This is a genomic window from Ferrovibrio sp., assembly GCF_046297895.1.
Classification (GTDB): Bacteria; Pseudomonadota; Alphaproteobacteria; order Ferrovibrionales; family Ferrovibrionaceae; genus Ferrovibrio.
This window is the reverse complement of record NZ_JBKBHC010000006.1, coordinates 45,778-58,403: the sequence shown is the minus strand read 5'-3', so window position 1 is coordinate 58,403 and position 12,626 is coordinate 45,778. Positions and strand designations below refer to the sequence as shown.

Sequence of the window (12,626 nt, the reverse complement as noted above, 5' to 3'; positions counted from 1 at the left end):
GTCAGTGCTTGACCATGCCTTCGCGGTCGCCCTCCGCTTCGGGTTCGACCACAGCCGGCTTATTGAGATCGTCAACGTCGTTCCACTCGATTGGTTTCAACTCGGCGACCAGGGCATGTTTCAGCACCTCTTCGCAGGTGGAAACCGGCACGATCTCGAGACCCTTCTTCACATTGTCGGGAATCTCGACCAGATCCTTCTCGTTATCCTTCGGGATCAATACCTTCTTGATGCCGCCGCGATGGGCGGCCAGCAGCTTCTCCTTCAGGCCGCCGATGGGCAGCACCCGGCCGCGCAGCGTGACCTCGCCGGTCATCGCCACGTCCTTGCGCACCGGCACACCGGTCAGCACCGAGACGATCGAGGTGACCATCGCCACGCCGGCCGAGGGGCCGTCCTTCGGGGTTGCCCCCTCGGGCACGTGGATATGGATGTCGCGCTTGTCGAAGGTCGGCGGCTTGACGCCGAAATCAACCGCGCGCGAGCGCACGAAGGAACGTGCCGCCTGCACCGATTCCTGCATCACCTCGCCCAGCTTGCCGGTGATGGTCATCCGGCCCTTGCCAGGCAGCATGACGGCTTCGATGGACAGCAACTCACCGCCCACCTCGGTCCAGGCCAGGCCCGTCGTGGTGCCGACCAGATCCTCCAGCTCGGCCTCGCCGTAGCGGAAGCGGCGCACGCCGGCATACTTGTCGAGGTTCTTGGGCGTGACCTTGATCGACTTGACGCCCTTAGACAGGATTTCCTTCACCGCCTTGCGGGCCAGATTGGCCAGCTCGCGCTCCAGCGAGCGCACGCCGGCCTCGCGGGTGTAATAGCGGATCAGGTCGCGCAGGGCGTCGTCGGTGATCGACCACTCGCCCTTCTTGAGGCCGGCGGCCTTGATCTGCTTGTCCAGCAGGTGGCGCTTGCAGATCTCGACCTTCTCGTCCTCGGTGTAGCCGGGAATGCGGATGATCTCCATGCGGTCCAGCAGCGGCTGCGGCATGCGCAGCGAGTTGGCCGTGCAGATGAACATCACGTCGGACAGGTCGTAATCGACCTCGAGATAATGGTCGCTGAAGGTGCTGTTCTGCTCGGGGTCGAGCACTTCCAGCAGCGCCGATGACGGATCGCCGCGGAAGTCCTGGCCCATCTTGTCGATCTCGTCGAGCAGGAAGAGCGGATTGTTGGTCTTCGCCTTCTTCATCGACTGGACGATCTTGCCGGGCATCGAACCGATATAGGTGCGGCGATGGCCACGGATCTCGGCCTCGTCGCGCACGCCGCCAAGCGACACGCGCACGAAGTTGCGGCCGGTAGAGCGCGCAATCGACTTGCCAAGCGAGGTCTTGCCGACGCCGGGCGGACCGACCAGGCAGAGGATCGGGCCCTTCAGCTTGCCCGAGCGCTGCTGCACGGCGAGGTATTCAAGGATGCGCTCCTTGACCTTTTCCAGGCCGTAATGGTCGTCATTCAGCACCTTCTCGGCGTTCTTGATGTCCTTCTTGACCTTGCTGCGCTTGCCCCACGGGATCGACAGCATCCAGTCGAGATAGTTGCGGATGACGGTGGCCTCGGCCGACATCGGGCTCATCGAGCGCAGTTTCTTGACCTCGGCCTGGGCCTTTTCGCGGGCTTCCTTGCTCAGGCGGGTCTTCTTGATGCGCAGTTCGATCTCGGCCACCTCGTCGCGGCCGTCCTCGCCCTCGCCCAGCTCCTTCTGGATCGCCTTGAGCTGTTCGTTCAGGTAATACTCGCGCTGGGTCTTCTCCATCTGGCGCTTCACGCGCGAGCGGATTTTCTTCTCGACCTGCAGCACGCCGATCTCGCCCTCCATCAGGGCATAGACCCGCTCCAGCCGCTCGACCACGTTGGCGATCTCGAGCAGTTCCTGCTTGTCGCTGATCTTGATGGTGAGATGCGAGGCGACCGTGTCGGCCAGCTTCGAAGCGTCGTCGATCTGGTTCAGCGACACCAGCACCTCGGGCGGGATCTTCCGGTTCAGCTTCACATACTGTTCGAACTGGTTGATCACCGAACGCGACAGCGCCTCGGTCTCGCGGCCCTCGCCGCTGTCATCGGCGATGACCTCGGCCTGGACCTGGAAGAAATCCGGGTTCTCGTTGAACTTGACGATCTTGGCGCGCTGGCTGCCTTCCACCAGCACCTTCACGGTGCCGTCGGGCAGGCGCAGCAACTGCAGCACCGAAGCGATGGTGCCGACGTTGTGGATGTCTTCGGGATTGGGATTGTCCTGACCGGCATTCTTCTGGGCGACCAGCAGGATCTGCTTGTCGTCCTTCATCACATCCTCAAGCGCCCGCACCGACTTCTCGCGGCCGACAAAGAGCGGCACGATCATATGCGGGAATACGACGATGTCCCGCAGGGGCAGGACCGGAAACACTTGGGCGCGAGGCGATGTAAACATGCGGCTTTCATCCTGAGGGGCGACGCGTGAAGGCCCGGTTTTGGGCATCCCTTTGCCGCCTGGCAGAGGTTAAGATGGGAATTCCAGCAAGGTCCGTCAAGGCACGGTGGCACCGCACAGGAACACGAAGATGACACAACCCGAGTCGCATGCCGCCCACATCCTGGAAGTCGCCATGCTCGACGTGCGCCTGGGCCAGGAAAAGGCTTTCGAAACAGCACTGCAGCAGGCCCTGCCGCTGATCAGGCGGCAATCCGGCTGCCAGCGGGCCGAGATACGCCCCTGCCTGGAGAACCCGCGGCGCTACCTGCTTCTGGTGTACTGGGCCAGATTGGCCGATCACGAACAGGGGTTTCGCCAGTCGGAGGATTACCGCCGGTGGCGCGCGCTATTGCATGGATTCTACGAGCCTTTTCCAGTCGTGGAACATTACGGGCCGCCCCTGTGAGAGACAGCCCGCATGACCGGGCGATAATGGTTAAAGCGTCGGCAATGGTTAAGGCGTCCGGCCGTGGCGCGGTCAGGCGCTGACGTCTTCCTGCTTGCGATCGGCGTAGATCAGCAGCGGCTTGGCGCGCCCCTCGACCACATCGGGAGAGATCACGACCTCCTCAACGCCGTTCATGTTCGGCAGGTCGAACATCGGGTCGAGCAGGATCGCCTCCAGGATCGAACGCAGGCCACGGGCGCCGGTCTTGCGGGCAATGGCCTTGCGGGCGACGGCGGCCACCGCCTCGTCCGAGAAGGTCAGCTTCACGTCTTCCATCTCGAACAGGCGCTGGTACTGCTTGATCAGGGCGTTCTTGGGCTTGCTGAGGATGTCCACCAGCGCGGCCTCGTCCAGGTCGTGCAGGGTGGCGATCACCGGCAGTCGCCCGATGAATTCCGGGATCAGGCCGAACTTGAGCAGGTCGTCTGGCTCGACTTCGGCCAGGATCTCGCCCGAGCGGCGCTCGTCAGGTCCGCGCACCTCGGCGCCGAAGCCGATCGAGGTGCCCTTGCCGCGGCCGGCGATGATCTTCTCCAGCCCGGCGAAGGCGCCGCCGCAGATGAACAGGATATTGGTGGTATCCACCTGCAGGAATTCCTGCTGCGGATGCTTGCGGCCGCCCTGCGGGGGCACGGAGGCAACGGTGCCTTCCATGATCTTCAGCAGGGCCTGCTGCACGCCCTCGCCCGACACGTCGCGGGTGATCGAGGGGTTGTCCGACTTGCGGCTGATCTTGTCGACCTCGTCGATATACACGATGCCGCGCTGGGCCCGCTCGACGTTGTAGTCGGCCGACTGCAGAAGCTTGAGGATGATGTTCTCGACATCCTCGCCCACATAGCCGGCTTCGGTCAGCGTGGTGGCATCGGCCATCGTGAAGGGCACTTCGAGGATGCGCGCCAGGGTCTGTGCCAGCAGGGTCTTGCCGCAGCCGGTGGGGCCGATCAGCAGGATATTCGACTTGGCCAGTTCGACGTCGTTGTTCTTGCCGCTGTGGCCGATCCGCTTGTAGTGGTTGTGGACGGCGACCGAGAGCACCTTCTTGGCATGGTTCTGGCCGATCACGTAATCGTCCAGCACCCGGCAGATCTCCTGCGGCGACGGCACGCCGTCGCGGGTCTTCACCAGGGCCGACTTGTGCTCCTCGCGGATGATGTCCATGCAGAGCTCGACGCACTCGTCGCAGATGAACACCGTCGGGCCGGCGATCAGCTTGCGCACCTCGTGCTGGCTCTTGCCGCAGAACGAGCAGTACAGAGTGTTTTTGGAGTCACCGCCGCTCAATTTGGTCATACCTGCTCCACTGAGCGGGCCGGCGCCGGGCGACGCAGGCCCTATTCCATCGAATCGTCATCATAAGGAACCGGGGCTTCCCGCACAACGGACATAGGCCGTTCCGGCGGGCGGGGAACCGTCACATATCCGGGATTTAACGCTGCCGGGCGCCTTGGCAACCGGCCGGCCCCGCCCCGCCGGCGCCGTGGACATGCGCGCGGAGATGGCTGACGGGTACAGCCGGGGGTTGGTGGTGGCTGGCGGCCGCCGGATCAGGACTTCTTGGCCATGGCCTCGGGGCGGCGGTCCACCACCTCGTCGACCAGACCGAATTCCTTGGCCTCGGCCGGGGTCATGAAACGGTCGCGTTCCATGGCCTCCTCGATCACGGCGATATCCTTGCCGGTATGGCGGGCATAGATGCCGTTCAGGCGCGCCCGCATGTCGAGGATTTCCTTGGCATGGATCTCGATATCGGCCGCCTGGCCCTGGAAGCCGCCGGAGGGCTGGTGGATCATCACCCTGGCATTGGGCAGGGCAAAGCGCATGCCCTTCTCGCCGGCGGCCAGCAGCAGCGAGCCCATCGAGGCCGCCTGGCCGATGCACAGGGTGGCGATCTTGGGCCGGATATACTGCATGGTGTCGTAGATCGCCATGCCAGAGGTGACCAGGCCGCCCGGGCTGTTGATGTAGAACGAGATTTCCTTGTTGGGATTCTCGGCCTCCAGGAACAGGAGCTGGGCGGTGACCAGGGCGGCGACAGCGTCGTTGACCGGGCCGACCAGGAAGATGATCCGCTCCTTCAGCAGCCTGGAGTAGATGTCGTAGGACCGCTCGCCCCGATTGGTCTGCTCGACCACCATCGGAACCAGCATGCTCATGTAAGTATCGACCATCTTTTCCATGACGCGCCCTATAAAACGAAGAATCCTGTGCCCTTAATGTGGCGCAGTCGGTGCCTTCGGGCAATGGCCGGGCCCGCCGGGACGCCAGTCCGGGCCCAATAGCGGCCTGAAAAAGAAAAACGCCGGGCAAGCCCGGCGTTTTCGTAAAGCGCCTGGAACCCGGCGGATCAGGCGACCTGTTCGGCGGCCTTCTGCAGCTCTTCCTTGGAAACCGCCTTGTCGGTCACGGTGGCCATCTCAAGGATGAAATCCACCACCTTGTCCTCGAAGATCGGGGCGCGCAGGCTCTGGGCGGCTTCCGGGTTCTTCTGGAAGTACTCCATCACCTGGCGCTCCTGGCCGGGGAAGCGGCGGGCCTGCTCGATCATCGCGCGGGTGATCTCGTCGGGCTTCACCTCGATGTTGTTGACGCGGCCGACTTCCGACAGCAGCAGGCCAAGGCGGATGCGACGCTCGGCGATCTTGCGGTATTCGGCCTTCAGCTCGTCTTCGGTCTTCTTCTCTTCCGCCAGTTCGGCCTCGAAGCGGGCCTTGTCGGCGGTCACTTCGCCCCAGATCTGGTTGAACTCGAGATCGACCATGCCCTGCGGCACTTCGAAGCTGTGCTGCTCGGCCAGCTGGTCCAGCAGGCCACGCTTCAGCTTCATGCGCGACAGGTTCTTATATTCCTGGCCCAGATCGCGCTTGATGTTGTCCTTCAGCTCCTGCATCGACTGCAGGCCGAAGCGCTTGGCGAATTCGTCGTCCAGCGTCACCGCCTGGCCGCCGCGTACTTCCTTCACGGTGCAGGCGAATTCTGCCGGCTTGCCGGCCAGGTCGGCATTTCCATAGGCCTCGGGGAAAGTGACGGTCACGGTCTTCTGGTCGCCGGCCTTGAGGCCGATCAGCTGGTCCTCGAAGCCCGGGATGAAGGTGTTGGAGCCCAGCACCAGCGGATAGTCGTTGGCGGCGCCGCCCTCGAACTTCTCGCCGTTCACGCTGCCGACGAAGTCGATCACGATCTGGTCGCCCTTCTCGGCGGCGCGCTCGACCTTCTCGTAGGTCTTCTGCTGTTCCGACAGGCGGGTCAGGAATTCATCGACCTCGGCATCGGCCGGCTCGACCACCAGGCGCTCCAGCTTGATCGCCTTGAAATCGCCGGTCTGGATCTCGGGCAGCACCTCGATGGCGATGGTGCATTCGAAATCCTTGCCTTCCTCGAAGTTCTGGATATCGACCTTGGGCTGCAGGGCAGGACGCAGATTGTTGTCGTCCAGCGTCTTCTGCAGCGCGGAATTGACGCTCTCTTCCATGGCCTCGCCGAGCAGGGCGCGGCCATACTGCTTCTTGATGAGGGCGGCGGGGGCCTTGCCCGGGCGGAAGCCCGGCATGTTGACCTGGCCGCGGATGGTCTCCAGCTTCTGGTTGACCGTGCTCTCCAGCGCGGCGGCGTTGATCACCACCTTGTATTCGCGCTTCAGGCCCGAGGCGCTGATTTCCGTGATCTGCATGACCGAAATACCTGTCTCTCGCTAAATTCCGTTGCGCCGCCCGCCGTCTCGCGGATTTGGCGTCTCGCGGGTCTGGCCGGCGGTGGGGCGCCGGAGGATCTGGTGCGGGCGGAGGGACTTGAACCCACACGCCTTGCGGCACAGGAACCTAAATCCTGCGTGTCTACCAGTTCCACCACGCCCGCTTCCCGCGCCGGGGGCCGGCGCGAAGGCGCAGTCTATAGCATGTGAAAACCGGGGTGGCGAGGCTTTTGGGCGCTTTTCCGCCGGCCTACGCTCAGGCCGTTAACTCGCTGCTTTGACAGGCTTTTTTGCTCCAGCCTGGTCGCAGTGGTTCATCGCTGCACGCTCATCGAGCCATTCCTTGGCATAGGAGCAATCGCGGAAGTCCTCGTAGTAGGGCCCGCCGATCGTGTAGTGCACGATGGACACGTCCTTCACCGGCACGAAGGGGTCGTAGTCGGCCAGATGGTTCCAGCGATGCGGGATCTCGCCGATCAGGTCATCGTTGCCCAGCCACTTGAACTGGTGCAGTTCCAGCCCGGTGGCGGAATTGACGTAGTCGGGCGTCAGCGCCGTGCATTTGGCGCAATTGAATAGCATGACGCTGGACCAGTTCTTCTTCTCGTATTTGGTCTGCGCCTTGCCGAGGAATTTCACGTCTTCGGCAGGGACGTGGTTGTGCTTGACCACCTGCACGGCATACCGGTCGTCGCGCAGCTCCCACAGCTTGGCGATGTCGTCCAGCACCAGCATGTCGTCGTCCATGAAGATCGCCCAGTCCTGGAAACCGGCCAGATAGGGCGTCAGAAAGCGCGAGAAGGAGAAGTCGGTCGATTGCAGCTCGTGGCGTGGCCGGGTGTAGATGCCCCCGAGCTGGTTCAGGGCCAGATGGGTGATGGCAACCGGGCGCGAGGCGCGGCGGTTGATGCTGAGCGCGGCGACGCTGGAAACCACCGGGGCGGCGCGGCTGTAGCCGATGAAGACACGGATCATCTGGGTTCTCTCGATTGCCTGGACTTGCACTACAGCATCTCCCCTACCGGAGCGTTAAGGCTCTGGCGTTGATCCGGCGCAAATGGCACCGCGAACCATAGTCATGATGCTTTATATATTTTTATTGATACTTTATACATAATATTGACTATTTCATATAGCTTTATAAATATCACATACATCCAAAGGGATATCTGAAACATGATTACCGCTGGCCAAATGCGAGCCGCCCGGGCCCTGATCGGCATCGACCAGCGCAAGCTGGCCGAACTCTCCGGCCTGTCGCTGCCGACGATCCAGCGCATGGAAGCCAGCGACGGCGTTGTGCGTGGCAACGTCGATTCCCTGATGAAGCTGGTGACCGCCCTGGAAAGCGCCGGCATCGAACTGATCGGCGATAACGTCCCCAGCATGGCGGCCGGACGCGGCGTGCGCCTGCGCATGCCATCCGACACAGTGGCGGGATAGGCATGACCCAGCCGCAACGCCTGGCCCAGCACGACCCCAGCTTCGCCGAATTGTTCACGCCCAAGCTGGTGACGATCCTGCGCGAGGGCTATCGCCTGGGCGACCTGCGCGCAGACGCCGTAGCCGGCCTGACGGTTGCCATTGTCGCCATCCCGCTGTCGATGGCGATCGCGATTGCCTCCGGCGTCACGCCTGATCGCGGTCTCTACACGGCGATCATCGGCGGCTTCCTGATCTCGGCGCTGGGCGGCAGCCGCTTCCAGATCGGCGGTCCCGCTGGCGCCTTCATCGTGCTGGTGGCCGCCACGGTGGAGCGCCATGGCGTGGATGGCCTGATCCTCGCCACGATGATGTCGGGCGCGATGCTGCTGATCGGCGGGTTCCTGCGGCTGGGTACTTATGTCAAGTTCATCCCCTATCCGGTGACAGTGGGCTTCACCGCCGGCATCGCGGTGATCATTTTCGCCAGCCAGATCCGCGACCTGCTGGGCCTGAGCTTCGCCGGCAAGGAACCGGGCGAGCTGATTCCGAAACTGGCTGCCATCGGCGACGCGCTGCCCACCTTCACGCCGACAGCCTTCGCGCTGGCGCTGCTGACCATTGGCGTGATCGCCGGCCTGAAGCGCCTGCGTCCGCATTGGCCAGGCATGCTGATCGCCGTCAGCCTCGCCGCTGCCATCACTGGACTCTTCGCCCTGCCGGTCGAAACCATCGGCAGCAAGTTCGGCGGCATCCCGCGCGGCCTGCCGCTGCCCGCCCTGCCCGCCTTCTCGTGGGACCTTGCCCAGGCGGTGCTGCCCGATGCCATCGCCTTCGCCTTGCTGGGCGCCATCGAATCCCTGCTCTCGGCCATCGTCGCCGATGGCATGACCGGCCGGCGCCATCGCTCGAATTGCGAATTGGTGGCGCAGGGCGCAGCCAATATTGGCTCGGCCCTGTTTGGCGGTTTCTGTGCCACCGGCACCATCGCGCGCACCGCCACCAATGTGCGCGCCGGCGCGCGCGGCCCGGTCGCCGGCATGATGCATGCCCTGTTCGTACTGCTGTTCATGCTGATCGCGGCCCCACTGGCCAGCCATATTCCTCTCGCGGCATTGGCCGGCGTGCTGGCCATCGTGGCCTGGAACATGATCGAGCGGCACGCCTTCATCACGCTGCTGCGCTCGTCCTCGGGCGATGCGGCGGTGCTGCTTTCCACTTTCCTGCTCACCATCTTCCGCGATCTCACCGAGGGCATCCTCGTCGGTTTCGGCCTCGGCACGCTGCTGTTCCTCAATCGCATGGCCCAGGCCACCACGGTCGACAACCACGTGCCCTACGTACCCGAGGACAGGGCCGATGACGCCAATGGCGGCCGCCGGCCCTACGATGCCGCACTGGCCACCAATCCCGATCTGCTGGTCTACCGCATCTCGGGCGCATTCTTCTTCGGCGCGGCCTCCACCGTGGGCGCCGTGCTGGACCGCATCGCCGACCGGCCGAAAACCTTCATCCTCGATTTTTCGGCCGTGCCCTTCCTCGATTCAACCGCGGCAAATACCATCGAGGGCGTGGCCCGCAAGGCGCAGCGCAACGGTGTGACCCTGATCCTGACCGGCACGCCCAAGCATGTGCGCCATGTTCTGTGGACGCATGGCGTGCATCCGCCGCTGGTCCGCTACAAGCGTTCGGTGGATGCGGCGCTGGAGGAGATCAGGACTCCCGCCGGCGCAACCCTGCCAGCGGAAGCCTGACGGCGAGCGGCAGGTCGTCGGCGATCAACCCTGGGCCTGCCGCATCTGCCGCCGCGCCATGCAGCCAGACGGCGGCACAGGCCGCCTCGAATGCCGGCATGCCCTGCGCCAGCAAACCCGCGCAGAAGCCGGCCAGCACATCGCCCGCCCCGGCCGTGGCCAGATCGGGCGGCGCATTCGCGTTGATCGCCAACCGGCCATCGGGCGAGGCGATCACCGTATCCCCGCCCTTCAGAACGATCACCGCGCGGCTTCGTCGTGCCGCCTTGCGTGCGCGTTCGGGTTTGGACAGCACCGCCAGATCGGGAAACAAGCGGGCGAATTCGCCGTCATGTGGCGTCAGGATGCAGGGGCCGGCCACGGCTTCAAACAACTCTTCCGGATCATCGGCAAATACGGTGATCGCATCGGCATCCAGCACCACGCCGCGCCGCGTGGCCAGTGCATCCAGCACGGCCTGCTTCGTCGCCGCGCCGGCACCGTTGCCCGGCCCGAGCAGCAGGACGTTGCGACGCGGGTCGGCAATCGCATGCCGCCAGTCGGGAATGCCGTCGCAGGGCTGCCGCATCAGGGCATCAGGGCTCCCATAGTTATTGGCGCCTTGCGAAAGCGCTTCGTGCGGCTGCGCCAGCGTCACCAGCCCGGCGCCGATCCGCAACGCGGCATGACCGGCCAGCCGCGCCGCCCCGGCCAGCGCACCGCCACGCACCAGTACATGGCCGCGGGCGTATTTGTGGCCATCGGCACGCGGCACCGGCAACACCGCGCGCCACAGCGATGGATCGTTGCGCCACTGGCGCGGCTCGATGGCAATCAGCACGTCGTCGGGGATACCGATATCGGCCACATGCAGATGGCCGCAAAGCTGCCGGCCCGGCAGCAGCAGATGACCGGGCTTGGGCCGGAAAAAGGTGACCGTGCGGGTGGCACGGACGGCGTCGCCACGCGGCTGCCCATCATCGCCATGCAGACCGCTGGGCAGATCGATGGCGACCACAGGCTTGCCGGACTCGTTCGCCGCTCGCACCAGCGCCAGCGCCTCGCCGCTCAGCGGTTTGCTCAGGCCCGCGCCGAACAGCGCATCCACGATCACGTCATGGCCGGCGACCAGCGCGGGGTCGGGCACGGCGACCAGCCCGGTCCACTGTTTTGCCATCTCGGCCGCATCGCCGCGCAGGGCCGACAACTCGCCCAGCAGCATTACCGCCACGCTGCGCCCGGCCTGCGCCAGCTGGCGCGCGGCCACGAAACCATCGCCGCCATTGTTGCCCGGACCGCAGAGCACCAGCACGCTGCCCTGCGGATGATGCCGCTGCACCATACGCGCCACGGCCGCACCGGCCGCTTCCATGAGCTGCAGCCCCGGAACGCCGCCGGCAATGGCGCGGCGGTCGGCCTCGGCCATTTCGGCGACGGTCAGCAGGGCGGCATGGTCATTCATCAGAGCACCGGTCGTTTCCTGTGCCAGTCGGTTGCCGCCTCATAGGCGGCGGCGGCGCGCAGCACGAGGTCGTCGCGGTGCATCGGGCCGACGAGCTGCAGGCCGATGGGCAGACCGGATTTTGAAAAGCCGCAGGGCACCGAAATCGCCGGCTGCTGGGTCAGGTTGAAGGGATAACTGAACGGCGTCCACGCCGTCCAGTAGGCATCGCCCATGTCTTCGGGCGCCAGACGGCCCGCCTTGAAGGCCAGCACGGCCAGGCTGGGCGTCAGCAGCAGATCGTATTTCGTGTGGAACTGCTTCATCTGCACGCCGAGTTTGCCGCGCGCGTTCGACGCCTCCAGATACTGCTTCATCGTGATCGCCGCGCCACGTTCAAAGGTCATCGCCAGTCCAGGGTCCAGCAGGGCGAATTTCTCCTTCGGCAGGTGCATCAGCGCATTGAAGGCGCCGGCGAACCAGTGGGTATGGAAGATATCGACCGGATCGGCGAAGCCGGGATCGACCTGCTCGACGATGGCGCCCAGCGCGGCCATCTGCTTGGCGGCAGCATCCACCGCCGCCGCGATCTCGGCGTCCACCTTCGCATAGCCCAGCGTCGGACTGTAGGCGATCCTCAGCCCCTTCACGCCGCCGACCAGCGCCGCGGCGTAATCGACGTTGTCGTAAGGCAGCGAAAACCAGTCGCGCGCATCGGGCTTGGCCATCTCGCGCAGCATCAGTGCGGCATCCCGCACCGTGCGGGTCATCGGCCCGAGATGCGCGACCGTGCCGAAGGGGCTGAGCGGCGCGGCCGGCACGCGGCCGAAACTGGGCTTCAGGCCGACAATGCCCGCGAAGCCGGCCGGGATGCGGATCGAACCGCCGCCATCGGTGCCCACCGCGAGGGGCCCGAGATCGGCCGCCACCTGGGCCGAGGCGCCGCCGGAAGAGCCGCCCGGCGTGGTGTCGAGATTCCACGGATTGCGCGTAATGCCGGTGAGCGGCGAGTCGGTCACCCCCTTCCAGCCGAATTCCGGTGAGGTGGTCTTGCCGAGGATCACGCAGCCCGCCTCGCGCAGCCGCGCGGTCACCGGTGCATCCTCATTCCAGGCCTGGTTCGGATCGACCGTTTTGGAACCGCGCAGGGTTGGCCAGCCTTTGGTGAGGATGATGTCCTTGATCGAGGTCGGTACGCCATCGATGGGACTGAGCGGCTTGCCCGCCTTCCAGCGCGCTTCCGAGGCCTGCGCATCGCGCAGCGCGCTGTCGGCATCGACCAGATTATAGGCATTGACCTTCGGGTTGACCGCTTCGATGCGCGCCAGCAGAGCCCGCGTCACCTCTACCGGCGAGAAGGAACCGGCGCGGTAGCCTTCGGCCAGTTCGGCGGCAGAGAGAAAGCACAGATCGTCACGCATCATGGAATCCCT

The 12,626-nt window shown here is 64.8% G+C and carries 10 protein-coding genes and 1 tRNA gene; 3 read left to right on the top strand and 8 right to left on the bottom strand.

The features are described 5' to 3' along the window. Position 1: 1 nt before the first annotated feature. Complete coding sequence (lon, locus tag ACK4FK_RS11365; RefSeq protein ID WP_409745072.1) at positions 2 to 2,416, bottom strand: endopeptidase La; 2,415 nt, start codon at positions 2,414 to 2,416, stop codon at positions 2 to 4. Between the two features lie 130 nt (positions 2,417 to 2,546). On the opposite strand from lon, the gene ACK4FK_RS11360 reads away from it, so the two are divergent. Next, entirely contained in the window at positions 2,547 to 2,864 is a 318-nt protein-coding gene (locus ACK4FK_RS11360) for an antibiotic biosynthesis monooxygenase family protein (protein WP_409745071.1), read from the top strand. Positions 2,865 to 2,936: 72 nt separating this feature from the next. Here the strand turns inward: ACK4FK_RS11360 and clpX are convergent, their stop codons facing one another. From clpX to ACK4FK_RS11335, 5 genes are all read right to left on the bottom strand, one after another. Then, the gene (clpX, locus tag ACK4FK_RS11355; RefSeq protein ID WP_374299060.1) at positions 2,937 to 4,199 is read right to left on the bottom strand and encodes an ATP-dependent Clp protease ATP-binding subunit ClpX; all 1,263 of its coding nucleotides are present in this window, start codon (positions 4,197 to 4,199) and stop codon (positions 2,937 to 2,939) included. A 254-nt stretch (positions 4,200 to 4,453) separates the two neighbouring features. Next, positions 4,454 to 5,077 (bottom strand): ATP-dependent Clp endopeptidase proteolytic subunit ClpP, encoded by a 624-nt coding sequence (clpP, locus tag ACK4FK_RS11350; RefSeq protein ID WP_409745368.1) that lies wholly within the window; start codon positions 5,075 to 5,077, stop codon positions 4,454 to 4,456. Between the two features lie 176 nt (positions 5,078 to 5,253). Then, complete coding sequence (tig, locus tag ACK4FK_RS11345) at positions 5,254 to 6,576, bottom strand: trigger factor (RefSeq protein WP_409745070.1); 1,323 nt, start codon at positions 6,574 to 6,576, stop codon at positions 5,254 to 5,256. A gap of 100 nt (positions 6,577 to 6,676) precedes the next feature. Next, positions 6,677 to 6,761: transfer RNA gene (locus ACK4FK_RS11340), tRNA-Leu, on the bottom strand. Between the two features lie 100 nt (positions 6,762 to 6,861). Continuing rightward, a complete protein-coding gene (locus tag ACK4FK_RS11335; protein WP_409745069.1) occupies positions 6,862 to 7,572 on the bottom strand; it encodes a glycosyltransferase in 711 nt (236 codons plus the stop codon). Between the two features lie 201 nt (positions 7,573 to 7,773). Between ACK4FK_RS11335 and ACK4FK_RS11330 the strand changes: the two genes are divergently transcribed. Both ACK4FK_RS11330 and ACK4FK_RS11325 read left to right on the top strand, forming a co-directional pair. Further along, positions 7,774 to 8,040 (top strand): transcriptional regulator, encoded by a 267-nt coding sequence (locus ACK4FK_RS11330; protein WP_409745068.1) that lies wholly within the window; start codon positions 7,774 to 7,776, stop codon positions 8,038 to 8,040. Positions 8,041 to 8,042: 2 nt separating this feature from the next. Next, positions 8,043 to 9,773: a SulP family inorganic anion transporter gene (locus ACK4FK_RS11325; RefSeq protein WP_409745067.1), complete on the top strand. Its 1,731-nt coding sequence runs from the start codon at positions 8,043 to 8,045 to the stop codon at positions 9,771 to 9,773. Here ACK4FK_RS11325 and ACK4FK_RS11320 read toward each other — a convergent pair. Both ACK4FK_RS11320 and ACK4FK_RS11315 read right to left on the bottom strand, forming a co-directional pair. Continuing rightward, a complete protein-coding gene (locus ACK4FK_RS11320) occupies positions 9,733 to 11,214 on the bottom strand; it encodes an NAD(P)H-hydrate dehydratase (protein ID WP_409745066.1) in 1,482 nt (493 codons plus the stop codon). The two genes, ACK4FK_RS11325 and ACK4FK_RS11320, sit on opposite strands and share 41 nt — an antisense overlap. Beyond that, positions 11,214 to 12,614 carry an amidase gene (locus ACK4FK_RS11315; protein WP_409745065.1) on the bottom strand — a complete coding sequence of 467 codons (1,401 nt, stop codon included), beginning with the start codon at positions 12,612 to 12,614 and terminating at the stop codon, positions 11,214 to 11,216. Before ACK4FK_RS11315 ends, ACK4FK_RS11320 begins: the two co-directional genes overlap by 1 nt. Positions 12,615 to 12,626 lie beyond the last annotated feature (12 nt).